The sequence below is a fragment of the Duodenibacillus massiliensis genome (genome assembly GCF_900128485.1).
Taxonomy (GTDB): domain Bacteria; phylum Pseudomonadota; class Gammaproteobacteria; order Burkholderiales; family Burkholderiaceae_F; genus Duodenibacillus; species Duodenibacillus massiliensis.
This window is the reverse complement of record NZ_LT635859.1, coordinates 23,939-50,132: the sequence shown is the minus strand read 5'-3', so window position 1 is coordinate 50,132 and position 26,194 is coordinate 23,939. Positions and strand designations below refer to the sequence as shown.

General features: G+C 57.5%; 24 protein-coding genes. 14 read left to right on the top strand and 10 right to left on the bottom strand.

Annotation, left to right across the window (positions count from 1 at the left end; all coding sequences use genetic code 11):
* Positions 1-132: 132 nt before the first annotated feature.
* The 7 genes from BQ7486_RS03240 to BQ7486_RS03205 all read right to left on the bottom strand — a co-directional run bounded on the left by BQ7486_RS03240 (position 133) and on the right by BQ7486_RS03205 (position 8,234).
* Positions 133-2,046 carry an ABC-F family ATP-binding cassette domain-containing protein gene (locus tag BQ7486_RS03240; RefSeq protein WP_074008959.1) on the bottom strand — a complete coding sequence of 638 codons (1,914 nt, stop codon included), beginning with the start codon at positions 2,044-2,046 and terminating at the stop codon, positions 133-135.
* An 8-nt stretch (positions 2,047-2,054) separates the two neighbouring features.
* Entirely contained in the window at positions 2,055-2,969 is a 915-nt protein-coding gene (prmB, locus tag BQ7486_RS03235; RefSeq protein ID WP_074008958.1) for a 50S ribosomal protein L3 N(5)-glutamine methyltransferase, read from the bottom strand.
* A gap of 11 nt (positions 2,970-2,980) precedes the next feature.
* Complete coding sequence (gene dapE, locus BQ7486_RS03230; RefSeq protein ID WP_074008957.1) at positions 2,981-4,111, bottom strand: succinyl-diaminopimelate desuccinylase; 1,131 nt, start codon at positions 4,109-4,111, stop codon at positions 2,981-2,983.
* A gap of 56 nt (positions 4,112-4,167) precedes the next feature.
* Positions 4,168-4,986 (bottom strand): 2,3,4,5-tetrahydropyridine-2,6-dicarboxylate N-succinyltransferase, encoded by an 819-nt coding sequence (gene dapD, locus BQ7486_RS03225; protein ID WP_074008956.1) that lies wholly within the window; start codon positions 4,984-4,986, stop codon positions 4,168-4,170.
* 32 nt (positions 4,987-5,018) lie between these two features.
* Entirely contained in the window at positions 5,019-6,209 is a 1,191-nt protein-coding gene (dapC, locus tag BQ7486_RS03220; protein ID WP_204206984.1) for a succinyldiaminopimelate transaminase, read from the bottom strand.
* A 14-nt stretch (positions 6,210-6,223) separates the two neighbouring features.
* Positions 6,224-6,649 (bottom strand): preQ(1) synthase, encoded by a 426-nt coding sequence (gene queF / locus BQ7486_RS03215; RefSeq protein ID WP_022372853.1) that lies wholly within the window; start codon positions 6,647-6,649, stop codon positions 6,224-6,226.
* A gap of 1,153 nt (positions 6,650-7,802) precedes the next feature.
* Complete coding sequence (locus tag BQ7486_RS03205; protein WP_074008954.1) at positions 7,803-8,234, bottom strand: hypothetical protein; 432 nt, start codon at positions 8,232-8,234, stop codon at positions 7,803-7,805.
* Positions 8,235-8,361: 127 nt separating this feature from the next.
* Between BQ7486_RS03205 and BQ7486_RS03200 the strand changes: the two genes are divergently transcribed.
* From BQ7486_RS03200 to BQ7486_RS03180, 5 genes are all read left to right on the top strand, one after another.
* Positions 8,362-8,784, top strand: a complete 423-nt coding sequence (locus BQ7486_RS03200) for an autotransporter domain-containing protein (protein WP_074008953.1) — start codon at positions 8,362-8,364, stop codon at positions 8,782-8,784.
* Positions 8,785-8,999: 215 nt separating this feature from the next.
* Positions 9,000-12,530 carry a chromosome segregation protein SMC gene (gene smc, locus BQ7486_RS03195; protein ID WP_074008952.1) on the top strand — a complete coding sequence of 1,177 codons (3,531 nt, stop codon included), beginning with the start codon at positions 9,000-9,002 and terminating at the stop codon, positions 12,528-12,530.
* 196 nt (positions 12,531-12,726) lie between these two features.
* Positions 12,727-13,932 carry a hypothetical protein gene (locus BQ7486_RS03190; protein ID WP_074008951.1) on the top strand — a complete coding sequence of 402 codons (1,206 nt, stop codon included), beginning with the start codon at positions 12,727-12,729 and terminating at the stop codon, positions 13,930-13,932.
* A 69-nt stretch (positions 13,933-14,001) separates the two neighbouring features.
* A complete protein-coding gene (ligA, locus tag BQ7486_RS03185) occupies positions 14,002-16,119 on the top strand; it encodes an NAD-dependent DNA ligase LigA (RefSeq protein WP_074008950.1) in 2,118 nt (705 codons plus the stop codon).
* 9 nt (positions 16,120-16,128) lie between these two features.
* Positions 16,129-16,974, top strand: a complete 846-nt coding sequence (locus tag BQ7486_RS03180) for a hypothetical protein (RefSeq protein ID WP_022372858.1) — start codon at positions 16,129-16,131, stop codon at positions 16,972-16,974.
* A 9-nt stretch (positions 16,975-16,983) separates the two neighbouring features.
* Here BQ7486_RS03180 and BQ7486_RS03175 read toward each other — a convergent pair whose 3' ends face one another.
* Together BQ7486_RS03175 and BQ7486_RS03170 are read right to left on the bottom strand one after the other, a co-directional pair.
* Positions 16,984-17,601, bottom strand: coding sequence for a hypothetical protein (locus tag BQ7486_RS03175; RefSeq protein ID WP_143183021.1), 618 nt, complete (start codon positions 17,599-17,601; stop codon positions 16,984-16,986).
* A 443-nt stretch (positions 17,602-18,044) separates the two neighbouring features.
* Positions 18,045-18,356: a helix-turn-helix domain-containing protein gene (locus BQ7486_RS03170; protein ID WP_074008948.1), complete on the bottom strand. Its 312-nt coding sequence runs from the start codon at positions 18,354-18,356 to the stop codon at positions 18,045-18,047.
* Positions 18,357-18,662: 306 nt separating this feature from the next.
* On the opposite strand from BQ7486_RS03170, the gene rpsP reads away from it, so the two are divergent.
* The 7 genes from rpsP (at position 18,663) to BQ7486_RS03135 (ending at position 23,653) form a co-directional block, all read left to right on the top strand.
* Positions 18,663-18,935, top strand: a complete 273-nt coding sequence (gene rpsP, locus BQ7486_RS03165) for a 30S ribosomal protein S16 (protein ID WP_074008947.1) — start codon at positions 18,663-18,665, stop codon at positions 18,933-18,935.
* A 268-nt stretch (positions 18,936-19,203) separates the two neighbouring features.
* Entirely contained in the window at positions 19,204-19,749 is a 546-nt protein-coding gene (gene rimM / locus BQ7486_RS03160) for a ribosome maturation factor RimM (RefSeq protein ID WP_022372863.1), read from the top strand.
* Between the two features lie 5 nt (positions 19,750-19,754).
* Positions 19,755-20,489 carry a tRNA (guanosine(37)-N1)-methyltransferase TrmD gene (gene trmD / locus BQ7486_RS03155; protein ID WP_074008946.1) on the top strand — a complete coding sequence of 245 codons (735 nt, stop codon included), beginning with the start codon at positions 19,755-19,757 and terminating at the stop codon, positions 20,487-20,489.
* A 129-nt stretch (positions 20,490-20,618) separates the two neighbouring features.
* On the top strand, positions 20,619-21,002 hold the full coding sequence (gene rplS / locus BQ7486_RS03150; protein WP_074009220.1) for a 50S ribosomal protein L19: 384 nt from the start codon (positions 20,619-20,621) through the stop codon (positions 21,000-21,002).
* Between the two features lie 226 nt (positions 21,003-21,228).
* The gene (locus BQ7486_RS03145; protein WP_084765621.1) at positions 21,229-21,588 is read left to right on the top strand and encodes a Type 1 glutamine amidotransferase-like domain-containing protein; all 360 of its coding nucleotides are present in this window, start codon (positions 21,229-21,231) and stop codon (positions 21,586-21,588) included.
* A 96-nt stretch (positions 21,589-21,684) separates the two neighbouring features.
* The gene (locus BQ7486_RS11885; protein WP_154666305.1) at positions 21,685-21,849 is read left to right on the top strand and encodes a hypothetical protein; all 165 of its coding nucleotides are present in this window, start codon (positions 21,685-21,687) and stop codon (positions 21,847-21,849) included.
* Positions 21,850-22,510: 661 nt separating this feature from the next.
* Entirely contained in the window at positions 22,511-23,653 is a 1,143-nt protein-coding gene (locus BQ7486_RS03135; protein WP_074008943.1) for a pyridoxal phosphate-dependent aminotransferase, read from the top strand.
* A gap of 102 nt (positions 23,654-23,755) precedes the next feature.
* Here the strand turns inward: BQ7486_RS03135 and hslO are convergent, their stop codons facing one another.
* Positions 23,756-24,682 (bottom strand): Hsp33 family molecular chaperone HslO, encoded by a 927-nt coding sequence (hslO, locus tag BQ7486_RS03130; protein WP_074008942.1) that lies wholly within the window; start codon positions 24,680-24,682, stop codon positions 23,756-23,758.
* Between the two features lie 266 nt (positions 24,683-24,948).
* Between hslO and BQ7486_RS11880 the strand changes: the two genes are divergently transcribed.
* Entirely contained in the window at positions 24,949-25,113 is a 165-nt protein-coding gene (locus BQ7486_RS11880) for a hypothetical protein (protein ID WP_154666304.1), read from the top strand.
* Positions 25,114-25,213: 100 nt separating this feature from the next.
* Positions 25,214-26,134 carry a hypothetical protein gene (locus tag BQ7486_RS03125; protein WP_074008941.1) on the top strand — a complete coding sequence of 307 codons (921 nt, stop codon included), beginning with the start codon at positions 25,214-25,216 and terminating at the stop codon, positions 26,132-26,134.
* Positions 26,135-26,194: the final 60 nt, after the last annotated feature.

The following is a 26,194-nucleotide window of genomic DNA, read 5'->3' as shown; positions in this document are numbered from 1 at the left end:
TCAGGGTTTTGCCGTGGGCGGGCTTCTTCGAAAGTCAAGCGGGCTGGGAAGTTTGCCCTATGCGGGCACGTGCAGGAAAGTCCGCCGCTATGAAAAAAAGGAACCCGTTTGTCAGGTTCCTTTCCAGACAGCTTAGCCGATCGCCTCAATTTCTTCTGAAACCGTGAGCCACTCTTCTTCAATCTTGGCGACTTCATCGGCAAGCAGACCGCGCTCCTTCATCACCGTCTGCACTTCTTCGGGGGCGGCGGAGGCGTACCAGCCGCTGTCGGCGATCTTGGCATCAAGTTCCGCAAGTTTCGCGTTCCCCTCATTCATGCGCTTTTCAAGGTCCGCGAGCTTTTTTAAAAGCGGTTTTTTAAGGGCCGCTTTTTGCGCACGCTCCTGCGCGGCCTGGCGGCGCTCTTCCCTACGGTTCACCTGAGGTTCGGCCTGAGGCACGGCACGGCTCTGACGGTCGGCTTCCAAAACGGACTTTCGGTGTTCGAGCACAAGCGCCGCGTAGTCGTCGAGGTCTCCGTCGTAGGCGCCGCAGCTCCCGTCATGCACAAGGATCAGACTGTCGCAGGTGCTGCGAAGGAGGTGCCGGTCGTGCGAGACGAGAAGCAATGCCCCCTCAAACTGCGAAAGCGCCATCGTAAGCGCCTCGCGCGTTGCCATATCCAGGTGGTTTGTGGGTTCGTCAAGAACGAGTAGGTTCGGCTTATCCCAGGCAATGAGCGCGAGCGCCAGACGCGCTTTTTCGCCCCCTGAAAACGTCCGGATTTTGGTGTCGGCAAAGTCCCCGGAAAAGCGAAAGCGCCCGAGCCAGTCACGAAGTTCCTGTTCGCGCACCGTGGGGGCCTTGTGCTTAAAGACTTCAAGAGGGGTGCTCTCAAGATCGAGTTGCTCGAGCTGATGTTGGGCAAAGTACCCGATCACAAGACCCTGGCCGCGCCGCAATGTGCCTGACATGGGCTCTAAAGTCCCGGCAATCGCTTTGATGAGCGTGGATTTGCCCGCGCCGTTCACACCTAAAACACCCACACGGTCGCCGCTTCGGATCGTGAGCGTCACGTCTTTTAAAACGACGTGTTCGCCGTATCCGAGGGTGAGATGCTCGATGTCGATCAGATGCTCAGGCGTTCTTTCCGGCACCGGAAATTCAAAACGCCATTCGCGCCGCGCACGCACGGGTTCGACGGCCTGCAGCTTATCGAGCATCTTGATGCGCGACTGCGCCTGACGGGCCTTCGTTGCTTTGTAGCGGAAGCGCTCAATGAAGGCCGCAAGGTGCGAGGCCTGCCGTTCATAGGCTTTGGCAGCCGCATCCTGCAGGCGCATTTTTTCAATGCGCTGCGTTTCGTAAAAGGAGTAGTTGCCGCCGTAGCGCTCAAGCTTTCCGTTTTCAATCGCCCAGGTGGTGTTGGTGGCCCGATCCAGAAACTCACGGTCGTGGCTGATGATGATAACGGTGCAGTGCACGCGTTTAAGCCACGCCTCAAGCCAGATGAGGCTGTCCATGTCAAGGTGGTTGGTGGGTTCGTCCAAAAGCAAGAGGTCTGCGGGGCGCATCAGGGCGCGCGCCAAAGCCAGGCGGTTTCGCCAGCCGCCCGAAAAGCTTTTAACCAAGGCCGTTGCGTCCGCGGGCAGAAACCCCAAGCCCCCCATAATGGTCAAGGCCTGAGCGCGCACGGCACCTTCGTTGACTTCCGCGAGTTGTGCAAGCGCTGCGGCTTCCCGCATCGCGTCACCGGACTCTGCGGCTTCTTCGGCTTCCTTTTTGGCTGCCATGAGCGGCGCGTGGCCGCTTAAAACGTAGGCAAGTGCCTCTTCGTCAGTTTCAACGACGGACTGGGCAACGTGGGAAATGCGCTCTAAGGGCGGCGCGTCAATCGTGCCTGCTTCCGGCGCGAGTTCCCCGAGAATGGCGGCAAAAAGAGAGCTTTTGCCGCAGCCGTTTTCGCCCACAAGCCCCACGCGGTCGGCGGCATCGGCGACCGCCGTGGCGTGTTCGTAGAGAATGCGCGTGCCGCGCGCGATGGTGACGTCGTTGAGTCTCAACATAAACTGCGTTATTCAGCTGCTTTGAGGTGGTTACTGAGATCTTCGGCCTTTACCATAAAGACCATGTCATCGCCCCCTGATGTGGTAAGCCACGTGACGGGAAGTTCCGGCCAGATCGCTTCAAAGGCTTCACGCCCGTCGCCGATTTCGATGACGGCGATCCCGTTTTCAGTGAGGTGGTCGGCAAGCACCGGCATCATGCGGCGCATGATGTCCATGCCGTCAACACCGGCGCCCAAAGCAAGCGCCGGCTCATGCTGGTATTCCTTCGGCAGCGCGTCCATCGCGGCCTGCGTCACGTACGGGGGGTTGCTGATGATGAGATCGTATTTTCGGCCCTGCAGATTTTCAAAGAGGTCGGTCTCAACGAGTTCCAGCGTGTCTTCCATCCCGAAGCGCTTGCGGTTGATGACCGCAACGTCCAAGGCATCGGGGCTCACGTCAGCGCCCGTCACTTTAGCGTTGGGGAAGGTTTCAGCGGCAAGAATCGCAAGACAGCCGCTGCCCGTGCACATATCGAGCACACTTGTGACGGACTCCGGATCCTCGATCCACGGGGAGAGGCTTTCTTCAAGGAGCTCCGCAATGAAGCTTCGCGGAATCAGCACCCGTTCGTCCACGTAGAAGCAGTGCTCTGAGAGCCACGCTTCCTTAATGAGGTAGGGCACAGGCTTTTTCATGTGCACGCGAAGATCGATGTTGCAGAGCACCTCTTCAAGTTCTTCGGGCGTTAAATGCGCTTCCCAGAAGGCCTGCAGGCGGTCAAAGGGGAGCTTTAACGTGCGCATCACAAGAAAGGTTGCTTCTTCCCAGAAGTCCTCGGTGCCGTGCCCGAGCGAAATGGAGTTTTTTTCCATTTCCGTCATGGCCCAGCGGGTCACGTCGCGAATGGTGAGTAAATTGGCAACGGGTTGATGGGGCATGGCAGTGTTCCTCAGGAAAAAAGCGTTTTGAGTGTGTCGTGGTAAATGGCGGCAAGACGCTCTACGTCACGCGCGTCAATCCTTTCATCAACCGCGTGAATCGTGGCGTTCACCGGCCCGAATTCTACGGTCTCCGGACAGATCCGGCTGATGTAGCGGGCGTCGGACGTCCCGCCCGCGGTGTTCAGAGCCGGCGTTACACCGGTTTCTTTGGTGATCGCTGCGGTAAGCGCCGCGGTGAGTTTGGCGGGCGTTGACTGGAAGGGCTCGGCAGACAACTGCCACTTGATTTCATAACGGATGCCCGCCTTGTCACAGACATCCGTCACGGCAGCCTTCAATTTTTCTGCCGTCCACTCGGTGTTAAAGCGGAAGTTAAAGGTGATGACGCATTCACCCGGAACGACGTTTGTGGCGCCCACACCCGCATGAATGTTGGAAATCTGAAAGGTGGTGGGTCCGAAAAAGGTGTTGCCGTTGTCCCAGACGCGGGAGGTGAGTTCGGCTAAAACCGGTGCCGCCCGGTGCACGGGGTTGTCCGCAAGATGCGGATAGGCCACATGGCCCTGCTTACCTTTGACGGTGAGTACGCCGTTTAACGACCCCCGGCGGCCGTTTTTGACGGTGTCGCCGAACACTTTGCTGCTGGTGGGCTCTCCCACGATGCAGGCGTCAATCGTGACGCCTTGTGCCTTCATTTTTTCCACCACAAGGCGCGTGCCTTCATCGCCGTCACCTTCTTCGTCACTTGTGATGATGAGCATCAATGTGCCCGGGTGATCGGGGTGTTCCTCAGCAAACCGCGCAAAGGCAACAGCTGCGGCAGCGTCGGAACTTTTCATGTCCGCCGCGCCCCGGCCGCGTAATTCGCCGTCCTTAACGGTCGCGGTAAACGGGGGCGTTGCCCAGCGCGCGGGGTCCCCTGCGGGCACCACGTCCACGTGCCCGGCAAAGGCGTAGACGGGGCGGCCGGAGCCGTGCGCAAAGACCGCGTTTGTGGTGCCGTTTGGCGTTGTTTCAACGTCCGCGGTAAAGCCCGCGGGCGAGAGAACGTCGGAAAGAAGCCGGATCGTGCCGGCTTCATCGGGCGTCACCGACGGGCAGTTGATGAGACTTTGGGCAAGCGAGAGGGCTTTGGTCATGGCGGGGAATAGAAAAAAGCGGCCGGGCATGCGGCCCGGCCTGATCTCTGGAAAGATTAGTCGCGCAGCAGTTCGTTCACTGACGTTTTGGCACGGGTCTTCGCGTCCACGCGCTTTACGATCACAGCGCAGTAGAGGCTGTGGGTGCCGTCTTTGGAAGGCATCGAACCCGGGACCACGACGGAGCCCGCGGGCACGCGGCCGCGGTAGATTTCGCCTGTGGCACGGTCCAGAATCTTCGTGCTCTGACCAATAAAGACGCCCATCGAAATCACGGAATTTTCTTCCACGATGACGCCTTCGACTATTTCACTGCGCGCACCGATAAAGCAGTTGTCTTCAATGATGGTGGGACCGGCCTGAACGGGTTCAAGAACCCCGCCGATACCGGCGCCGCCGGATAAATGGCAGTGAGCGCCCACCTGAGCGCAGGACCCCACTGTTGCCCACGTATCAACCATCGTGCCTTCGCCCACGCGCGCACCGATGTTGACAAAACTCGGCATCAGAATGACGCCTTTTTCAAGGAAGCACCCGCGGCGGGCCACGGCGCCCGGCACAAAGCGCACGCCCGCTGCCGCGAAGTCTTCTGCGGAGGCCCCGGAAAACTTCAGAGGGACCTTGTCGTAATAAGCGGCAGGGCCTGCCGTCATCAGGGTGTTGGGTGTGAGGCGGAAAGAAAGGAGCACCGCCTTTTTGATCCACTGGTTCGTGACCCAATTGCCGTCGATTTTTTCGGCGACTCTGAGCGTGCCGTTATCAAGCCCTGCGATCACGGTTTCGACGGCGTCCTTAAGTTCGACTGTCGCGTCTTTCCATTCGCTTCTGCTGTCCCACGCGGTGTCGATCACGCGGATGAGGTTCTGGTCGGTCATTTTCGTTGACTCCCTGTTTTGTTGTTTGTTAATCAGTAGTGTTCTTTCACAAAATCGCGGATGCGCTGCGCGGCTTCGAGCCCGAGCTCTGGTTCCGAGACAAGCGCCAGGCGTACGAAGCCGGCCGCCGGATCAATGCCGTTGACGGGCCGGGAAAGGAAACTCCCGGGGAGCACCGTCACCGCTTTTTCGCGGTAGAGCTCGCGCGCAAAAATCTGATCATCTCCGGGCGTTTTGACCCAGAGGTAAAACGCCGCTTCCGGCATCGGGGCTGCAAGGACCGAGGCGAGCACCGGCTGCGCCGCTGCAAATTTTTCGCGGTACAAACGGCGGTTTTCGATGACGTGCGCTTCATCGCTCCAGGCCGCGATGCTAGCCGCCTGCACCGTAAGGCTCATCGCAGAGCCGTGATAGGTGCGGTACAGGAGAAAGTCTTCCATGAGGCGGGCGTCGCCTGCGGTAAAGCCGCTTCGTAAGCCCGGGGCGTTGCTGCGTTTGGAGAGACTCTGAAAGACGATGAGGTTTCTGAAGTCGGTGCGGCCGAGTTCTTTGGCGGCCGTTAAGGCGCCCAAGGGAGCTTTGCCTTCTTCAAAATAAATTTCGCTGTAGCACTCGTCGCTTGCGACAACAAACCCGTAGGTGTCGGAAAGCTCAAAAATGCGCTTCCAGTCAGCTAAGCGCATCACGCTTCCCGTGGGGTTGGAGGGCGAGCAGACAAAAACGACCTGGGTTTTGGTGAGCACCTCGGCGGGTACCGCCTCAATATTCATCCGGAAGTGATTTGCCGGTGTCAGGGGCACAAAGTAGGGCTTCGCACCCGCCAAAATCGCCGCGCCCTCATAGATCTGATAAAAGGGCGTGGGCATGACGACATACGCCTCGCGCGTACTGTCCACCGCCGACTGCACGAAACTAAAGAGCGCCTCGCGGCTTCCGAGGCACGGCAGCACCTGGTTTGCCGTGAGCGTCACGCCGTAGCGCTTTTCGCACCACGAGATGACGGCCGCCTTAAATTCGGGGCTGCCCGCTGTGCCGGGGTACTTTGCAAGGCCCGCGAAGTTTGCTGCCAGGGCCTTCGTAATGCACTCGGGCGTCGGATGCCTGGGTTCTCCGATTCCGAGCGACACCGGGTTGAATGCCGGGTTGGGTGTCACACCCTCAAAGAGTTTTCGTAACCGGGCAAACGGGTAGGGACGGGTTTCGCGCAGGCGGGGAGTTGTCACGGGCGTTAATCCTCTTAACCGATGGTGCGCATTGGGTTGTTGTCGGCAAAGTGCGGAAGGTCCACCGTGGGCTGCGGCTCCCAGCCGGGTTTGCGGTGTTCGGCGCGCACGGTCGTGTAGATGCCGCCGCGGACCCACCAGCGGGCTTCAAGGCGCATAAAGCGCGGATCGGTCTTTTCGACGAAGTCGTTCAAAATTCTGTTCGTGACATCCTCGTGGAAGTGCCCTTCGTTGCGGAAGCTCCACATGTAAAGTTTGAGCGCCTTCAATTCCAGGTTCTTCTGATCCGGAATGTAGTCAAGAACGAGCGTTGCGAAGTCAGGCTGGCCCGTGAGAGGGCACAGGCACGTGAACTCTGGGATTTCAATATGCACGAGATAGTCGCGTGCGGGATTGGGATTGTCGAACGTTTCAAGCGCGCGGCTTGCGGTGGTTGACATGGATAAAACTCCGTCACACAAAAAGTGGAATTGGGAAACGGTTTCCCGTTGGTAATCCCGCATTATATGGGCGGATGCCTGAGGGCATTTGGGCGGTTTGGCTTAGGGGTGGGAGGGAGTGCTCTCTGAGCTGAGTGCGGTTGTCGAAGTCAGGGAGAAGTCCGAATGAGCCAGCGTTCGTTGGAAAAAAGTTGCCTAAGGGGTGTGTGCAAAGCCTTGAAAGCCGCGGAAAATATGGGGTTGATAGAGGCGTACGAAGGTGGAAATTTATAAAATTATAACTTTCAGTAACCATTGAGCGGGCCATTGAGTCTCGACCTGCAAAAATGAATAAAACGTATCGAGTAATGCTTATCAACCTCACAAACGTGTCCCTAAACAACCCGTGCTTGAAAGCGCGGGGTTTCNACTCGGGCGCAGTTTTGCGGGGACTGACTTTCACCACACAACAGCCGGCGCTTTCAGCCTTACTTGTCATCCGGGTTATCAATCCTGCAATACCGCTTTTGCCCAAACTCTTGCCGTATCCGGCTCTCTGAAATGCTTTGTATGAGTTCTTCTCCACAATGACGGTGCCGGCCCAGCCGAACACCTGGTTAATCACTTCGCCGTGCAGGCAACGGCGGGTTTGCGCCTGGCGGCGGTACAGATCCGCAAGTTTTGCCTTTGTTGCCTTATAGGTCTTGGATTCCTTCCAGACAATCTTTTTTCCTGCGACTTTAACGGTGCCGTCCGCGTTGTAGCACTCCCAATTCGTGTCTCTGCGGGAGCGGTCCATGGCACGTAAAAGACGCGCAATCTCCTTTTCCTGAGAGACAGTGCCCACGCTCACCAAAATCTTTTGCTGCCACTCGGGGCTGTAAAAAGTCATGGTCCTCGGGCCCGGGTCAACAGCCACCTTGAGATCCTTGGGAGCATAAACGTGCTTGACAGGCGGTACGCCTTCGACAATGAGCTGAACAAAGTAGCGCATACGGCCGCGGATCATCCGCCGGACAAGACGGCAGTATTTGACACGCTTAAAACCGGACGGATCTGTTGCTGAAAGAAGAGCTTCTTTCTGCCAGGCATCCGGCGCTTCAGCCTTTATCACTAGATCCAGAACCTCGAGCGTCCACGTCTTGGCCTTCCAACGCAACCCTGTTTTGTTTGATTATCCCTCAACGCTGTGCAAGCCCCGTTTAGCACTCTTAAACCGCGGCTGACCGCCCTGATGAAGCAGCCAGCGCTCAATGCCCTGCCAGACACGTGTGGCAATTTTCTGCGCTTCGTTGATGCCGATGCGCTTTGTAAAGCCGCCCTTGGCACGGTGCTCTTTCACGACATCATGCAGGGAATACTCGGAAAGGTGGGCGGACTTCTGAATTTCCTTAAACCGCTTGTTGCGGTCTTTGCCCTTGGGCATCGCGGCCGTCAGCTTCCATGCTTCAGTGCTTTTCATGGCGCGCACGCGTTTCTTTGCCGTTCCGAGAACAGCATTGAAGAGCTGGCGTGCATCGGAGAAGTAGGTCTCCAGTGCACTTTCCTGATCCTCTCCGGTTTTCAGGCCCAGCTCGATGACAAAGGACGGTGTGCGCGATTTCATAGCGGCCTAATATACCTTAAGCGAAAACTATGTGCATGGTTTGGCTGCGTTTGGGCCAAGATTAAAAAATTTCGAAAGCCCGCATTCCTCCCGGGGCTCAAGCCCCGGGCTTCCTGCGGGAAATTCTGTGACGCCGCACGCGTCACTGCAGTACACGTGGCTTAGAACCGGAAGCTACACCTCGAAACTCAACGGCCTTAACGCCTTCCATACGGAAGCAAGCAACCGGCATATCGGGAGCGTCTCCGCGGGCTTAAAGATGAAGGCTGACTTTAAGTTTGAGGAAGGCCGCATCCTCCGCCCGCGGATGGACGTTTACGTGCAGCCCAACTTCCGGGACACGGAAGCCGATAACGTTGTGACGGGGCAGGGGTTGACGAGTACTGACCATGTGCGGCCTGAAACCATCGGGGATCTCTCCTACGGCGTGTCCGCGGGCCTGAGGTTTATCACCGGCGAGATGTTCTCTTCCACGTTAAGTTACAGCTTCAACGGGTCGGATAAGAGCGAAAACCACGCGTTTATGCTCAATACGTCCTGGAAGTTCTGAGTTTGACAGGCGTTTAAAGTCAGACGCCGCCCGTGCGGCCGGTCTTTGTTTGTGGACCGGCTGCCGGGCGGTTTTTCGTTTGCTGCGTAAAGACGAAAGCCGGTTCAGGGCCCGTTAACCGCGGCAGCCTCCCGGAAATCTGTTAACGTACCGCCCGAGATCGGGGTTTGTCCCGCTCATTTCCGTCTTTTCCTTAACCGTCAGGTTCCATTGCCGTGCGTCTGCGTCAGCTCAAAATCAGCGGGTTTAAAAGTTTTGCCGATACCACGGTGATTGAATTCCCGGGGGCGGTAAGCGGCATCGTGGGCCCCAACGGCTGCGGAAAATCCAACGTCATTGACGCGATCCGCTGGGTCCTGGGCGAGGGGCGCGTAAGCGAACTCCGGGGTAAAGGTTCGATGAGCGAACTCATCTTTGCCGGATCTCAGGGGAGACCAGCGAGCTCCCGCGCAAGCGTTGAGATGGTTCTCGACAATAACGACGGGTCGGTGAAGGGTGCCTGGGGGCGCTACGGAGAAATCGCCGTGCGGCGCGTGGTGACCCGTGACGGCACAAACGCCTACTTTATTAACGGCCAGCAGGTGAGGCGCCGCGACGTTCAGGATATCTTTATGGGCACGGGCCTGGGGCCGCGGTCCTACGCCATCATCAGCCAGGGGATGATCAGTAACTTCATCAAGGCAAAACCCGAGGAACTGCGCGTTTACCTTGAAGAAGCCGCGGGCGTGAGTAAATACAAAGAGCGCCGCAGGGAAACCGAAACAAGCCTTAATTCCACACGCGCCAACCTTGAAAAGGTCGCGATGCTGCAGGCCAATAAAGCCGAGGAGGTGGAGCGCCTCACCGCCGAAGCCGAAACCGCGCAGTCCTGGAAAAAACTGGACGACGAAAGAGCGCGCTCGGAAGAGATGTGGTACTTCCTTCAGGAGCGTGACGCCAAGAATTCAACCGACAAACTCTCAGCGCAGATTGCCGAAAAAGAAAATGCCCTGATTTCGGCTAAAGGCGAAGCCGCAAAGCTCGTCGCAGAAGAAGCGGGCTTAAGAGAAGCCGCCCGCAAAAAGCGCGAAGCCGCCGACAAAGCCCGCGAAGCCGCCTGGCAAGCCAATGCCCGCGTGACGGAGGCCGAAGGCAACGTCCGCCACATCATCGAGCAGCGCCGAACGCTTGAAGAGCGTATCTCTCAGACGCAGGCCGCACTTGAGCGCCGTAAAGACGCAAAAAAAGAGGCGGCTGAACGTATTGCGATGCTCTCTGCCAAAATCGAGGAATTAAATGCGCAAGCGGAAGAAGCTGCTGCGGAAGCTGAGGCTCTTACGGACGAAGTCGAAGAGCGCGCCGCGCAGTGCGAGGAAGCGCGCTCACGCTATGAAGACACCCGGGCGGATGCGCAGGAAGCGGAAAAAAGCATCAGTGTTGTGAGCGTTGAAATCGAATCGATGCAGCGCGAAGCGATTGAACTTGACCGCCAGAAAGAAAAATTGGAGGGGGAAAGGAAAGCCTCGGACGCTCCCGACGAAGCCGCGGTCGCCGAGCTCGGCGAAAAGCTCAGTGAAAAGCGTGCGGCGCTTGACGAACAAAAGGCGGTTATGGAGGACGTGAGGGCGTCCCTTGAAGAAAGCGAAGCCGTTTTAGAAGAAACCCGCGAAGAAAAAACGCGGATGCAGGGTGAGGTCAGCCGCAGTGAAGCAAGGCTTCAGACCCTGGAAGCCGTCCAGGCGAAGGCGCAGGCGGAAGGCAAACTCCCCGAGTGGCTCGAAAAAATGGGGTTAAGTTCCGTGAAGCGCTTTTTTGAGCGCACGATGGTTAACGCGCAGTGGGCTAAGGCCGTTGAGGCGGTTTTAAGCGTGCGGTCGCTTGCGATCGGGGTTTCCGACCTCGCGCGTGTGGCGGGGTTTGCGCTTGACGCGCCGCCCGCGCGGCTCGTGTTTTACAACACGCTTTTTACGGAAAAGGCAGAGGCCGTGACGCCCCCGGCAGGGATCGATTCCAAGCCCCTGACGGACTTCGTCACAAGCTCCGATCCGGCGGTGGCGGCACTTTTGACACTATGGCTTGGGACGAGCCTCACAGCTCCCGATCTTGCGGCGGCCCTTAAAGTGAGGACGGATTTGCCTGCCGGTGCCCGCTTTGTGACGCCGGAAGGCCACATCGTTGAGCGCGACAGCGTGAGCTTCTGGGCCGAAGAAAATGCGGCCGCGGGCCTGATGAGCCGCATCGCGGAAATCAAGCACTTAACGGAAGCCCTCGCGCAACTTAAGGCACAGTTTGAGGCCGCGGACGCCGCGATGACGCGCGCCAAAGCCGCGCTTGACGCCGACCGGCGCGATTTGGACGAGCGGCAGCAAAGTGCCGAGCGCCTGGAAAGTGAAGTGCATGCGCTCGAACTTGACTATTCGCGCGAAAGCGAAAAATTGGCGGCCTGGAAAAACCGCCGGGGACAGATTGAAGAGACCTTAAAGGAACTCACGGCCCGCGCCGAGGAACTGGCGCGCCGTCAGGAAGAAGCCGAAGGACGGTTTGAGACCCTGGACGCCAAACTTTCGGAACTGCAGCAAAAGGCCGGGGACGCGCAGACGCACCTTGAAGAAGCCGAAGAAGCGCAGGCGATGACCCAAGAGCGGCAGCGCGCGGTGCAGGCGAAAGCCAAGAGCGCACAGATTGAGGCGCAGGCCACCAAAGACCGTCAGACCGACGCCGAACGGCAGCTTCAGGATGCCGACGGCGAAATCGAAATGACCGCCGCGGAAATCGAGGAATTGCGCGCGCAGTTTGAGGGCCTGGATGAAACCGCAGAGCGTGAGGGGCTTGCGGCCGTCATTGAGGAGCTTGAGCGCTTTAAGGCCGCGGAAGCTGAGGCGCTTGCGGCGTCAGACGCTGCCGAAGCAAAGCTCGCTGAAGCAAGCGAACGCAGCCGCGCGTTAACCGCAGAGCAGGGGCCGCTACTTGAAGTGATCGGTGACCTTAAAACGAAGCGCCAGGCGGGTTTGACGCAGACCGAAATTTTCACCGCGCGCCTTAACGAACTCGGTTCCGACCGTGAAAAACTCACGGTCGAAGCCGAGACCGAGCACTATAAGGCCTCTCAGATGAAGGCCCGCGTCACGAAGCTCGCGGAAAGTATGGCGGCTTTGGGGCCCGTAAACCACGCGGCGCTCGAAAATCTCGAGCAGAGCAAAAAAGCGATGGAAGAGACCGCGAGGCAGGTGGAGGACCTTGAAAAAGCGATCAGAAACCTTGAAGCCACGATCCGCGAAATCGACACCGAAACCCGCGGGCTTCTCAAATCCACCTTTGAAGCCGTAAACGCCAACTTTGCCGAAATGTTTACGGCGCTTTTCTCCGGCGGCACTGCGCGCCTTGAGATGACCGGAGACGAAATCCTTGAGTGCGGTGTGGAAGTCATGGCGCAGCCCCCGGGCAAGAAAAATAAGACGATTATGCTTTTGTCGGGCGGTGAGCAGGCCATGACCGCAACGGCACTGGTGTTTGCGATTTTCCGGCTTAATCCGGCTCCCTTCTGTCTTTTGGACGAAGTTGACGCCCCGCTTGACGAAGCCAACCAGGACCGCCTTGCGCGTCAGATCGTGGCGATGAGCAGCTCCACCCAGTTCATGATGATTACGCACCACCGCGTGACGATGGAATACATGGGGCAGCTTGTGGGTGTGACGATGCGTGAGCCCGGCGTTTCCCGCGTGGTGAGCGTGGACATTGCCGAAGCCGACCGCATGGCGCAGCATTAAGGTGGGTTTTCTTCGCCTCACAGAAAATTTTTCGGTTTTTCCGTCCCGCCGCTTTCCCGCCGCGCTCCTTTCTCTTATGATTCGTCTGATTTGCTTGGCAAAGGGAACAAAGGGAATCTTTTTGCGCGCACAGTGCGCGTGTAAGTGAGCCCTCTGCTGAAATAAAGAGCACAGAAAGAACACAGGGTATACGTTCATGTCGTTTCAAATCGAGCCGTGGCACATTGCGCTTGCTGTTGCCGTGATCGGCGGCGGGGCTTATTGGTTTTACCGTCAGAAAAACGTCAAAACCGATAAGGAAGACCGCAAAATCCTTGACGAACTGCGCAATCAGAAGGGGAAAAACGACCCCTTAAAGGGCGAGGTCGATCCCGATCAGGAAAAACTCAAGGACAAACTCGCCGCCGACGAAGAAGAGGCGCCGATGCTCTCGGCCGCAGACCAGATCATGCCGGAAGTGAAGGCTTCGGCCGCTGCGGAGTCTGAATCTGCGCAAGCCCCGGAAGAAAAGCCAGCGCCCCGTGAGCCCGAACAAAAGGAACTGAATTTCTCGCAGACTTCGGTTGAAGTGCCGCGTTACGTGCGTCCGGCCGGACACCGCCTCGCCGAGATCGACGAAGGGGTTGAGGCGGTCGCGCACTTTACGCCGGAAGCGGGCGAATACTTTACGCCCGAAGCGATTGCGATGTGTGAGGCCGCGGTGAGGGACACCGAGATGCCCTTCCCCTTAAACCTCAGCTTCTTCAATGCCGATACGGGGCTTTGGTCGGCGTCTTTGCCTGCCGGCTGCCGCACGTGCTCTCAGATTTACCTCTCGGTGCAGACCGCGGACAGCCTGAAAGGCCTTGACAGCATGTCGGCCTCCCGCTTTATTTCGCTGGCTGAGCGCCTGGCGATTGACCTTCCGGCCGAAGCCGAAGTTCCCGACGGCGAGACGATTCTTGCAAAAAGCGAAAAAGTGCGCCGCATCGTGGAGCGCTTCTCGCAGTACCTCACCTTTAAGCTCGTGGGGTGCCGTGACATCGATGATTCGGCGCTGAATCAGGCGGCCGTGGCCTGCGGTTTTTCCTACACCGAGGGGCACTATGAAAAGCGTGAGGGCACGCAGACCGAACCCCTGATCGTGCTCGGACGCATGCCCGAATTTAAAAACGAACTAGGACTTGCGTTAAACATTGCGCTCTCGGTGCCGGCCTCCGACCCCTTGGCGCAGATTTTCAGTGTCGCCAACGACCTTGCGGCGCGCTTGGATCTCGAATTGACCGACCAGCTCGGCGCTCCCATGGGAAGCCGTGCTGCCGCGGGTGTCGCGCGTCAGCTTGCTGAGCGCTACCGCGAAATGCAGGCTGCGGGTGCCGCTGCCGGCAGCGCCCGTGCGCGCCGCATTTTCTCGGTTGTCTGAGTCCGTCCGTTAAGAACATTAAAAAGCGCGCGGCCGTGTAAACCCGCGCGCTTTTTTCTGAGATAAACCATGCAGCAAGATGATTTGTTTGATTCTGCCAAAGTCGTGACGGTGCCCGAAGACGCCGCGCGCCGTGCGGCGGAACTTGCCGAAAAGCTCAACCGCTGGAACATTGAGTACTACGTCAACGACAATCCGTCGGTACCGGACTCCGTGTACGATGCCGCCTTTCAGGAGCTTGAAAAGCTCGAAAGCGAGTATCCGTCCTTAAAGACGCCGCATTCGCCCACACAGCGTGTGGGGGGCGAAGTGCGCAGTGACCTCGCCAAAATCACGCACCGTGTGCCGATGCTCTCCATTCACACGGAAACGGACTTCTCCGCCCAGGGGGCCTTTGCCTTTGACGGGCGCGTGAGAAAGGAGCTTGATCTCACCGACGCCGACCGTCCCGTTCAGTACGACTGTGAACTCAAGTTTGACGGCCTTGCGGTCAATCTGCATTACGTGAACGGCCGTCTCACCTCTGCCGCCACGCGCGGTGACGGTACCGTCGGCGAAGACGTTACCGCGAACGTCCGCACGATCCGCTCGATTCCTCTGGTGGTGGACGCCAAGGCCGTCCCTGAAGTGATCGAAGTGCGCGGCGAAGTGATCATGCACAAGGCGGACTTTGAAAAGTTGAATGACCGGCAAAAGGCCGCGGGCCAGAAGCTCTTTGTGAATCCCCGCAATGCCGCGGCAGGTGCTTTAAGGCAGCTTGACAGCCGCATTACGGCGGAAAGGCCGCTGCACTTTTACGCCTACAGCGTGGGCGAGATTTCAGACGCCTCCTGGGTCAAGTCGCAGTCTGAGCTCCTTGACAAACTGAAGGCCGCGGGTTTTCCGGTGGCCTCTGAACGCCGTGTCGTTGAGGGCCCTGCGCCGCTCGCCGAATTTCATGATCACGTGGCCCAGATCCGGGAGACACTTCCCTTTGAAATTGACGGCGTTGTCTACAAGGTGAATTCCTTTGACGAGCAAAAGCGCCTGGGGTTTGTGGCGCGGGAACCGCGCTGGGCCTGCGCGCACAAGTATCCGCCGCAGGAAGCTTTGAGTGTCGTCAAGGCCATTGACGTGCAGGTGGGCCGCACGGGCCGCATGACGCCGGTCGCGCGTCTCACGCCCGTCTTTGTGGGGGGCGCAACCGTCACTAATTCAACGCTTCACAACGCCGACCATATTGCCGAGCTCGGCCTCATGATCGGAGACACCGTCGTTGTGCGCCGTGCCGGAGATGTGATTCCTGAAATCGTTCGGGTGCTCCCCGAAAAGCGCCCTGAGGACGCACGGCCTTTTGTGATGCCCGCGGTGTGCCCGGTCTGCGGCAGCGCTGTCGTGCGTGACGAAGAAGAAAAAGACAGCCGCTGCACCGGGGGACTCGTGTGCCCCGCGCAGATGAAGTTGTCCCTTGTGCACTACGCCTCGCGCCGCGCGATGGGCATCGACGGGCTCGGGGAAAAGATGGTGGACGTCCTTGTTGACAAGGGGTTGGTAAAAACGCCCACGGATCTTTACCGTCTCGAGATCGAAGACCTTGCGGCTCTGGACCGCATGGGCACAAAAAGTGCCTCAAACCTTGTAACGTCGATTGCAAAGAGCCGCAGCACTACCTTCGGGCGCTTTATCTTTGCGCTCGGCATCCGCCACGTCGGGGAATCCACCGCCCTGGACCTTGCGGCGCACTTTAAAACGCTTGACGCTTTAATGAAGGCCGATTGTGAGGCCCTCATGGAAGTAAGCGACGTGGGCGAAGTGATTGCCGAGTCGGTGACGGCGTTTTTTGCCGAGGAACACAACCGTAAGGTCATTAAGGAACTCGTCAATGAAGGCATCACCTGGCCCGTGATTGCGGCTTCCGAAGCCAAAACGTCGGAAGTGGCCGGTAAAACCTTTGTTCTCACGGGGACGCTCCCCACGCTTTCGCGCGATGAAGCCAAGGATATGCTGATTGCCGCGGGCGCCAAGGTTTCGGGGTCTGTTTCCAAAAAGACCAACTACGTGGTGGCCGGTGCTGAGGCCGGAAGCAAACTTGAAAAGGCCCGCGCGCTAGGCGTTCTTGTGATTGATGAAGATGACTTAAGGCGCCTTTTGGGACAGACTGAAGGCACAAAGACCCCGCCGGTGGGCACAACAGGATCGCTTTTTTAGGAAGAAAAAATGGCAGACGCAGCAAACGAAGAGTTTCAGTTTTTATCAAACCGCCCCGAACCCTTCGGGGAAACGGATCTTTTCCCGGAAAAAAGCGATGAGAATCTCTGGGAAGTCTGGGAAGCAATCGGCTTTCAGAGTAAAGAAGAGCTCGGCCGCTTTATGGGGGGCCTGGCAAAGGCCAATGAAAAGGAAATGCTTGAGGTGGGGCGCATGCTTGCCGAGCGCACCAAGGCCGGTGTGCCGCACCCGGTGTGCTGTACGCAGATGCCCCCGAAGAACCCCGTGCTGATGATGCGCTTTCAGCTCGAAGAAGGCAATCAGTTCGGCGTGCATGAGCCTGTGCCCCTGATGCCCGGGATCGAGCGCACGGTCCGCTACGTTGCGGCACGTCCCTGGGAAAAGCGCCCGTGCGGGGATGTGGCCTTTATGGTGGCGCCTGAGAGGGCCGTCACCGCCATGGCTCCCGTGATGGAAGCACGGCTTCCCGAGGATCAGCTCGGCAAAGATGTGCCGGTCGTTTTTTCCGCGGTGGCACTTACGGCAGAAATCATCCCTGCCGGCACGAAGTTTACGGACGGAGAGAATAAGGCGACGGGTCTAGCAATGGGGGACGCCGTGTTTCTCGTTCCTACGGACTATCCGGCCTATTACGACGGACGGGTGCTTGTCAAGAAGGTCTTTAACAGTGACTACTGCGGGCAGCGCTGCTTTGCCGTGCAGGCGGAATGTATCCGCGCCGAAGGGGCTGCACCCTTTGAAGTGCATCTTTTGATTTCCAGAAAGCTCTTGGGTGAGCGTCCCGCCGTGGGCGACTATATCGCGGGACGCTTCTGGCTTACCGCCAGCGCCTAAGGCAGTGTCTCAGGCGGGGACCGTGCGGCGGCTCTGAGCTGTTTTTGCCCGCTTCATGCGCTCTGTGATCGCGTGCAGATAACGGCCGGCCGATTCTGCATAAGCGGCCAGTCGCCCGGGCGCCGCAAGTAACGGGAGATCAGCGTATTGCGGCTGCCCGAGCACTGTTTCCGCGATGAAGACGGTTTCTGAGAAAAGTCCCGGCCGGCTTGTTACGGCAAAGCGTCGGGAGGCGGGCGAGGGAAGTGCCGCCGCTGACGGCGCTCTTAAAAGAACGACCGGAATTAAGCGGCGTTGAGCAAGGTTGCCGAGTACCGCAAAAAGCCGGTAGAGGTCAGCGTCCGTTTCGTCCGTGACGGCAACAAAGAGGCACCGGACATCGGCTTCGCCGGAAAGCACGGTTTCCAGACACCACAGAGCGCTTTTGACGGTGGCGCACGGACTCACGAAATGCCCTCGGGCTTTGGGGAGTGCCGCGCCGGACCCGGTCGTCACAAAAGCCGCGCGCGTCTTACCTGCAAAGTAGTCAAAGAGCGCGGGCGCCAGGTGCAGGGGCGCATCAAGCTCAATGACAGGAATCTGACGGGCTTTTTCGCACGGATGGCGGTTTTGTAAAACGGTACTCATGACGCTTTTCGCAAAACGGATCGTTATGAACCGCATTGTGGTGTGAGAGAAGCGACTGCTCAAACGGAAAAACTCAATGATTGATCTTCTGCTTCTTGTGGCGGAGACCGCTTAAAACCGCGATATTTTGGTGCTGACGGATTGCTGATGCTTTGCGGGCGGGCTTTGTTGTTGGATTTGCCCTGAGGATCAATTCCTGCAAAAACGCGAAGCGGCTGTTTGACTTTTGTCAGATAAATGCCAAAAGAAGGGGCGAGAGGAAGAGCTGTCCCGTTGCTGTCGGCGCCGAGGACAGATGGTGCGGCATCTTAAGCGCCTCGTGAAGGACGGGCCCGGTGTTAGCGCACCGGGCTTATCGCTTCCGGAACTTTGTTTTTGTTCGTCAGGACAGCGAATTGTTCCGGCAGGCTGTGATGAGATGTTCTTCGAAGACACTACAGCAGTCATTTGCTGCGGGAGGACGCTCTTTTGCGCGGCGGTTTTTCTGCTGCCAGATATTCTTCCATCGTACGGAATTTTCTTTGGGCAAAGACGGCATCGAAGTCCGCAAGCATGTCCAGCGCAAAGCCGCACTGCAAAAGCCCGCGCAGCGAAATCTGACCTGTCCGTTCAAACAGCCGGTACGTGGGGAGCTTCAGTCCCGCCTTCGCGGCAAAGGCTGCCTGTGTGAGGTTAAGTTCCAGGCGTCTGGCCTTAACGCGCCCGGCAAGTTCGCTCGCAACGTCGGGCGGCGTTTTGGCTTTAATTGACAACATATTATTGTTAGAGCTAGAAAATCCATTTATTTGATAATATTTTATTATTTATTTGTATTGCGGAAGCCGCGGAAAAGGAAAGAGGAACACGGAATCGTTGCCTTGAAGCCTCAGATCGGCCGCGGTACCGCCGCCGAAACGCCGGTGCGGGGGGCTCAGGATTTCGCCGCTTTGCAGAGGCTTGATTTTTAGTGCTTTCGGCGTGTAAAATCACACGTTTTCTGATCTCGGGCGTGTGTTCCCGCTTCAGAAAAAACATATTCCCGACGCCTGGTACGGGCGTCATTTCAAGCAAAAGAGGAAAAAATGGTTGTTATTCGTCTCTCCCGCTCCGGCGCCAAGAAGCGTCCGTTCTTCAACATCGTTGTGACCGAATCCCGTCACCGCCGCGACGGCCGTTTCAACGAACGCATCGGCTTTTACAACCCGATGATCGCCGAAGGTCCGCAGCGTCTGACCTATCAGGAAGACCGCCTGAACTACTGGGTTGAAAAGGGCGCCACTATGAGCGATACCGTGGCCCGTATCATCAAGACGGCCAAGAAGGCTGCCGCCGCTGCTCCGGCTGCTGCTGAATAAGTTTTTCGGCAAGAAGGGTTTGCGTTTTAATTAACGCCGCTCCGACCGCGGACCATGCCGACTGCCTCGCCGTGCCTCCCGTGTCAAAGCACACTCGAATGCGACAGCCGACTTTCCTCTTTTGAGATGAGTCCGGTATCTACCTTCGGTGCGGATAGTTAAACAAAACCCTCAATGAACCGATAAACCGGATAGCGGTCTTTGCGCCTTCCAGTAAGGACGCCAAGGCCGCTTTTCTTTTGCCCGTCATTTTTTAGGAACACGTGCCATGACCGCATCAACTCACGAAACACTGACGCCGCCTGAAGACCTGGTGCCGGTAGCCCGTACCGCAGGCGCTTACGGCGTCAGAGGCTGGGTGCGCGTGGTGCCCCTGGGAACGGGGGAGGCGCTCATGGAAACGGACGACTGGTGGCTGCAGGATCTCCGGGGCAATGTGAAGCCCCTCACACCGGTTGAGATGAAGGCGCACGGTGACGTTTTGCTCGTGCGCTTTGAAGAGAGCACGAGCAAAGAGGACGCCGACCGCATGAAGGGCCGCATTGCCGTGCCGCGCGAGCACTTTCCGGAACTCGAAGAGGGTGAACACTGGGTGACCGATATTGAAGGTTCGAGTGTCGTTAACCGGGAAGGGGAGAACCTCGGAACCGTGGAAAGCGTGGTGGATAACGGCGGTCAGCAGGTGTTGAAGATCGAATTTACTGCAGAGGGCAAAAAGCGCATGCGCCTCATACCCCTTGTGCCCGCCTACGTGGAAAAAATCGATACGGAAGCGGGCGTGGTGCACGTTGACTGGCACGCCGACTGGGATTAACCGCCATGCGTATTGACGTTATTACGCTTTTTCCCGAGATCTTTGCCTCGATCACCGACTACGGGATCAGTGCCCGCGCGATGAAGCGGGGCCTTTGGAACATTCACTTCTGGAACCCCAGAGACGTCACCGAGGACGTTCACAGGACGGTCGATGACCGGCCCTTCGGGGGCGGCCCCGGCATGGTGATGATGGCTGAGCCTCTTGCAAAAACACTGGAATATGTCCGCGCGTCCGGCAACAGCGGCCCCGTGATTGCGTTTTCGCCCACAGGCGAGCGTCTTACCGACGCTTATGTCCGCAGTTTCTCCTCGCAGCCCGCGGGGCAGATGGTGCTGGTGTGCGGGCGCTATGAGGGCATTGACGAGCGCTTTCTTGAGACCTATGTTGACCACACCGTCAGCCTCGGAGACTTTGTGCTGTCAGGCGCAGAACTTGCAGCCTGTGCGCTGATTGACGCGGTGGTAAGGCAGTTGCCGGGGGCCATTAAGGAGCTTTCGGCTTCTGACGAATCGTTTTCGACGGGGCTACTTGACGCACCGCACTACACGCGGCCCGAGGTTTGGCGGGGCAAGGGGGTGCCCGAGGTGCTCCTCACCGGCCATCACGCCAACATCGCGCGCTGGACGCGTGAAAAATCTTTGAAAATCACTGGACAAAAGCGTCCGGATTTGATTAAAATCGCGCGTTCACTCGGACGCTTGTCGTCTGAAGATGAAGCGTTTCTGCGGAAAAATTAATCCGCGGAAAAATTCTTAAAGCCCGGGGCGGGCGTCAAACCCTTCCCGGAACATGAAACCCCATCCTCTGGACGGTCTGTCAGAAACGACAATTTCATGAGCCGCCGAATGATGGTAACGGAGTTAAAGATGAATCTCATCGACAAACTGGAACAAGAAGAAATCGAACGCGTCAGCAAGGGTAAGACCTACCCGGACTTCCAGGCCGGCGACACTGTCAGCGTTCTCGTCAACGTGATCGAAGGCAACCACAAGCGCACTCAGGCGTTTGAAGGTGTTGTGATCGCCCGCCGCAACCGCGGTCTCAATTCGTCCTTCATCGTTCGCAAGATCTCTTCCGGCGAAGGCGTTGAACGTACGTTCCAGCTTTATTCGCCCACGATCGCCTCGATCGAAGTGAAGCGCCACGGTGCCGTGCGCCGCGCCAAGCTCTACTACCTGCGCGACCGTTCCGGCAAGGCCGCTCGCATCCGCGAACGTCTCGTCCGCAAGGACGCGAAGGCTGCCGAATAATCCGTTTCGGATTCGGGCAATCGAGTCTCCGGTGGAAAGAGATTTCTGCCGGGGATTTTTTTTGTCTGTAAAGACTGAAACTAATTATTTAAGCCTAGGATAAATCGCTTACTTCTTTGGTAAGCTCAACGGCATCTTTTGTGTGGGCCGACACAAAAGGAAGGCTCTTAACCGAAGCCATCCGCGGTATTCCCACCGCGGACAATGCGGCAAACCGAGGTTAACCATGGAACTTTCCCGTCGTTCGATGATCGCTGCCGCACTGGGCGCCGCTGCGCTGACGGTGCCGGCTTTAGAAGCCGCCGCCAAACAAAAGACGCCTTTACAACCGATGCCTGTGAGCAGCAAGCGCCGCGTGCTCATCCAGTCAAGCTCGCGCTACCACAAGTCGGGCTACCTCGATTTTGCGGGTGACCAGTACGAACTTCTTTTCCAGAGTAAGAAACCCGATCTGCTTTTCATCCCGTACGCGATGGTCGCGGGTACCTACGGCGACTACGAAGCCCGCGTGCAGAAGGCCTTTAAGCCCTTCGGCCACAAGGTTGTGTCCATTCACAGAATTTCCCGCAGGAAGCCCGGGGTTTGAGCCCCGGGAGGAATGCGGGCTTTCGATTTTTTTAATCTTGGCCCAAACGCAGCCAAACCATGCACATAGTTTTCGCTTAAGGCATATTCAGCCGCTATGAAATCGCGCACACCGTCCTTTGTCATCGAGCTGGGCCTGAACATCGGAGAGGATCAGGAAAGTGCACTGGAGACCTACTTCTCCGATGCACGCCAGCTCTTCAATGCTGTTCTCGGAACGGCAAAGAAACGCGTGCGCGCCATGAAAAGCACTGAAGCATGAAAGCTCACGGCCGCGATGCCCAAGGGCAAAGACCGCAACAAGCGGTTTAAGGAAATTCAGAAATCCGCCTGCCTTTCCGAGTATGCCCTGCATGATGTCGTGAAAGAGCACCGTGCCAAGGGCGGCTTTACAAAGCGCATCGGCATCAACGAAGCGCAGATAATTGCCACACGTGTCTGGCAGGGCATTGAGCGCCGGCTGCTTCATCAGGGCGGTCAGCCGCGGTTTAAGAGTGCTAAACGGGGCTTGCACAGCGTTGAGGGAAAATCAAACAAAACAGGGTTGCTTTGGAAGGCTAAGACGTGGACGCTCGAGGTACTGGATCTGGTGATAAAGGCTGAAGCGCTTCTTTCAGCAACAGATCCGTCCGGCTTTAAGCGTGTCAAATACTGCCGTCTTGTCTGGCGGATGATCCGCGGCCGTATACGCTACTTTGTTCAGCTCATTGTCGAAGGCGTNGGCCCGCCGATATCCGTATCGGCGGGTTTTTCGCTTTTGGTGTTTGTGCCTAAATGGTGCCGTATCGGCTCAAGAAAGTTGAAATTAAGCGGAAAGAGAAGGGGATCTTTGCTCTGAAGAGTCGTCCTGCAAGGCAAAATGAGCGGGCAATAATGCTGTCGGTTACGCACTGACGGCTCATGAGACTAACGGGAGATACAAGATGGCTCTTAACCGCCGCTCGCTTTTGACCGCAGCTTCCGCCGGAGCTGCACTTTTGGGAACAACCGTGTCGGCCGCCGAAGCCGCACCCGCCGTACCTGCCTTTAAGGCGCCGACCGCGAAAAACCCCCTTTTGCTGTGCTTTAACGAAAATCCCCTGGGGATGAGTGCCGCTGCCCGTAAGGCCGCCGCGCACGCCACGGTGCAGGGCTCTCGCTATCCGTTTTTAAGAACGGAAGTGTTGAGAAAGGCGATTGCCGACTACATGGGCGCAAAGCCTGCCAACATCATGCCTTCGCACGGCTCAGCTGAAGCAATCCGCGCTTCCATTGAAGCCTACAACACGCCTGATGTGCAGGTCGTGGTGCCGGAACTCACTTACAGTGACGGCGCCGACACGGCCCGCAAGAACAATATGAAGGTGACGACCGTTGCGATGGGCAAGAACTGGTCGATCGATATTCCCGCGATGAAAAGCGCGGTAGCGGCACATAAGGGCCACTCGATCGTCTACTTTGTGAACCCCAATAATCCCACGTCGACGCTTGCCGACAGCAAGGCGCTTCTTGACTGGATCCGCAGTAAGCCCGCGAAGACCTTCTTTGTGATCGACGAGGCCTACACGGAGTTTGTGGACGACCCGAAATTCGTGTCCGCGACGACGCTCGTAAAGGAAGGGTATGAAAACCTCGTGGTCTTAAAGACCTTCTCCAAGATCTTTGCCATGGCCGGCATGCGTCTCGGGTTTGCCTTTGCGCACCCCAAGACCATCAACCAGATCCGCCGTCATGTCGCCTACGACGTCATGATGAATATCTGCTCGATTGAGGCAGGTCTTGCTGAAATCACCGACAAAGCGTTCATTGACTTCAGCCGCAGCGAAAACGCAAAGGCCCGCAAGCTTCTGTGCAAAGCGCTGGACGAGCTCGGGATTGAATACCTTAAGAGCCAGACAAACTTTGTCTTTATGAACTTGAAGGCCCCCTTAAAGCCCTTTGCCGAACGCATGAAGGCTGAGCACATTTTGGTGGGCCGTCCTTTCCCGCCGGCCGTGGAGTGGTGCCGCGTCTCGCTGGGCACCCCCGCTGAGACCGCGTACTTTGTGAAGAAGCTGCGCGAATTCCGTCAGAAGGGGTGGGTGTAACAGCGTAATGCCGGGGTTCTCTGAATCACCCCGGCTGTTACTCCAAAAGAAAAGCGCCGGAAGATTTGTTGGCTTTCCGGCGCTTTTAAATTGCGCTTGAAATTACTGAGGCTGACTCGTGGTGGGCGGGGTCACGGTCTGCGGATGAAAGAGCGCTTCAACGTCGATCGCGTCCATCACGTACTTTGCGCCGCAGAAGGAGCACGTGACTTCAATCGTGCCGCGCTCTTTGATGATGCTTTCGGCTTCGTCTTTACCGAGGCTTTTGACGATGCTGCGGATGCCGGCCATCGAGCAGCGGCACTGAAACTTCGGTTTAAGTTCCTTGGAGACCGTGGGATTTAATTCCCAGAAGAGGTGGCGCGCGAGCGTCATCGCATCGTCGTTAAGAAGCTCTTCGCGCGTTACGGTATCGGCGTAAACCGTGATTTCAGCAAGTGTCTCTTCGGGCGTTTTTTCGCTGTCGCCGCCCTTGCCGCCGGTGTTGGCAACATGCTGCAGGAGAATGCCGCCGGCACTGGTTTCGCCCGCGGCAAGCCACAGGCGCGTGCTTAACTGATCGGACTGCGTGAGAAAGCTCTCCAGCGTCTTCGCAACGGTTTCACCCGTAAGCGGCACCACGCTCTGGTAGGGCTGCTCGCCCGCCGCACGGTCAGCGGCATCGAGAATCATCGCGCAGCGGCCGTTACCGTGAGCGTTCACAAGGTCCTTAAAGGTCGCGTTTTCAGGCACTTCCTCGGCCTTCACGTTCATCTGGGCGGTCGCGCGCACCGTGAGCCCATCACGGACTTCAACGAGCGCAAGCCGCACCGGGCCGTCCCCCTGGATCTGCAGTATGACGGACCCCTTGAACTTAAGGTTGACGGCAAGCATAAGGGCTGCACAGGTGAGTTCCCCGAGCATATGCGCAACCGGCACCGGCAGGTGCTGATTGCGGATGATGTTCTGCCAGCATTCACCCAAATGCAGAACCTCGGCGTGGCAGTTCTTGTCGAGAAAAAGAAGTTTTACGAGTTTGTCGTCGGCCATTCGTTGTTTTCCTTGTTGTCGCCCGGATTGTGCCCCGGAGCGGTTGTGCGGCGCATCTTAAAATATATAGGGGCACTTGAGGCTGTTCTCAAGAGGAATGCAAAACGGGAGGACAATGGCGGTTGCTACTCCGGTCACAGAATTTCCCGCAGGAAGTCCGGGGCTTGAGTCCCGGGAGGAATGCGGGCTTTCGAAATTTTTTTAATCTTGGCCCAAACGCAGCCAAACCATGCACATAGTTTTCGCTTAAGGTATATTCAGCCGCAATGAAATCGCGCACCCCGTCCTTTGTCATCGAGCTGGACCTGAAAACCGGAGAGGATCAGGAAAGTGCGCTGGAGACCTACTTCTCCGATGCACGCCAGCGCTTCAATGCTGTTCTTGGAACAGCAACGAAACGCGTGCGCGCCATGAAAAGCACTGAAGCATGAAAGCTCATGGCCGCGATGCCCAAGGGCAAAGACCGTAACAAGCGGTTTAAGGAAATTCAGAAAGTCCGCCCGCCTTTCCGAGCATGCCCTGCATGATGTCGTGAAAGAGCACCGTGCCAAGGGCGGCTTTACAAAGCGCATCGGCATCAACGAAGCGCAGAAAATTGCCACACGTGTCTGGCAGGGCATTGAGCGCTGGCTGCTTCATCAGGGAGGTCAGCCGCGGTTTAAGAGTGCTAAACGGGGCTTGCACAGCGTTGAGGGAAAATCAAACAAAACAGGGTTGCTTTGGAAGGCTAAGACGTGGACGCTCGAGGTACTGGATCTGGTGATAAAGGCTGAAGCGCTTCTTTCAGCAACAGATCCGTCCGGCTTTAAGCGTGTCAAATACTGCCGTCTTCTCTGGCGGATGATCCGCGGCCGTATGCGCTACTTTGTTCAGCTCATTGTCGAAGGCGTACCGCCCGTCAAGCACGTTTATGCTCCCAAGGATCTCAAGGTGGCTGTTGACCCGGGCCCGAGGATCATGACTTTTTACAGCTCCGAGTGGCAGCAGAAGATTTTGGTGAGCGCGGGCACTGTCTCTCAGGAAAAGGAGATTGCGCGTCTTTTACGTGCCATGGACCGCTCCCGCAGAGACACGAATCGGGAGTGCTACAACGCGGACGACACCGTTAAAGCCGCCGGAAAAAAGATTGTCTGGAAGGAATCCAAGACCTATAAGGCAACAAAGGCAAAACTTGCGGATCTGTACCGCCGCCAGGCGCAAACCCGCCGCTGCCTGCACGGCGAAGTGATTAACCAGGTGTTCGGCAGGGCCGGCATCGTCATTGTGGAGAAGAACTCATACAAAGCATTTCAGAGAGCCGGATACGGCAAGAGTTTGGGCAAAAGCGGTATTGCAGGATTGATAACCCGGATGACAAGTAAGGCTGAAAGCGCCGGCTGTTGTGTGGTGAAAGTCAGTCCCCGCAAAACTGCGCCCGAGTCAGCACGATCCCGAAACGGGAACGTACCGTAAGAAGGCTCTTTGGGAGAGAAGTCATCAGTTGGGAGACACGGACTGGTACATGGACCGCGA

Bases quoted from the DNA above. Each gene is read 5' to 3' on its own strand.
- BQ7486_RS03240 (WP_074008959.1), bottom strand. From the start codon at position 2,046: ATGTTGAGACTCAACGACGTCACCATCGCGCGCGGCACGCGCATTCTC.
- prmB (WP_074008958.1), bottom strand. From the start codon at position 2,969: ATGCCCCATCAACCCGTTGCCAATTTACTCACCATTCGCGACGTGACC.
- dapE (WP_074008957.1), bottom strand. From the start codon at position 4,111: ATGACCAAAGCCCTCTCGCTTGCCCAAAGTCTCATCAACTGCCCGTCG.
- dapD (WP_074008956.1), bottom strand. From the start codon at position 4,986: ATGACCGACCAGAACCTCATCCGCGTGATCGACACCGCGTGGGACAGC.
- queF (WP_022372853.1), bottom strand. From the start codon at position 6,649: ATGTCAACCACCGCAAGCCGCGCGCTTGAAACGTTCGACAATCCCAAT.
- BQ7486_RS03205 (WP_074008954.1), bottom strand. From the start codon at position 8,234: ATGAAATCGCGCACACCGTCCTTTGTCATCGAGCTGGGCCTGAAAACC.
- BQ7486_RS03190 (WP_074008951.1), top strand. From the start codon at position 12,727: ATGTCGTTTCAAATCGAGCCGTGGCACATTGCGCTTGCTGTTGCCGTG.
- ligA (WP_074008950.1), top strand. From the start codon at position 14,002: ATGCAGCAAGATGATTTGTTTGATTCTGCCAAAGTCGTGACGGTGCCC.
- BQ7486_RS03180 (WP_022372858.1), top strand. From the start codon at position 16,129: ATGGCAGACGCAGCAAACGAAGAGTTTCAGTTTTTATCAAACCGCCCC.
- BQ7486_RS03175 (WP_143183021.1), bottom strand. From the start codon at position 17,601: ATGAGTACCGTTTTACAAAACCGCCATCCGTGCGAAAAAGCCCGTCAG.
- BQ7486_RS03170 (WP_074008948.1), bottom strand. From the start codon at position 18,356: ATGTTGTCAATTAAAGCCAAAACGCCGCCCGACGTTGCGAGCGAACTT.
- rpsP (WP_074008947.1), top strand. From the start codon at position 18,663: ATGGTTGTTATTCGTCTCTCCCGCTCCGGCGCCAAGAAGCGTCCGTTC.
- rimM (WP_022372863.1), top strand. From the start codon at position 19,204: ATGACCGCATCAACTCACGAAACACTGACGCCGCCTGAAGACCTGGTG.
- trmD (WP_074008946.1), top strand. From the start codon at position 19,755: ATGCGTATTGACGTTATTACGCTTTTTCCCGAGATCTTTGCCTCGATC.
- rplS (WP_074009220.1), top strand. From the start codon at position 20,619: ATGAATCTCATCGACAAACTGGAACAAGAAGAAATCGAACGCGTCAGC.
- BQ7486_RS03145 (WP_084765621.1), top strand. From the start codon at position 21,229: ATGGAACTTTCCCGTCGTTCGATGATCGCTGCCGCACTGGGCGCCGCT.
- BQ7486_RS11885 (WP_154666305.1), top strand. From the start codon at position 21,685: ATGAAATCGCGCACACCGTCCTTTGTCATCGAGCTGGGCCTGAACATC.
- BQ7486_RS03135 (WP_074008943.1), top strand. From the start codon at position 22,511: ATGGCTCTTAACCGCCGCTCGCTTTTGACCGCAGCTTCCGCCGGAGCT.
- hslO (WP_074008942.1), bottom strand. From the start codon at position 24,682: ATGGCCGACGACAAACTCGTAAAACTTCTTTTTCTCGACAAGAACTGC.
- BQ7486_RS11880 (WP_154666304.1), top strand. From the start codon at position 24,949: ATGAAATCGCGCACCCCGTCCTTTGTCATCGAGCTGGACCTGAAAACC.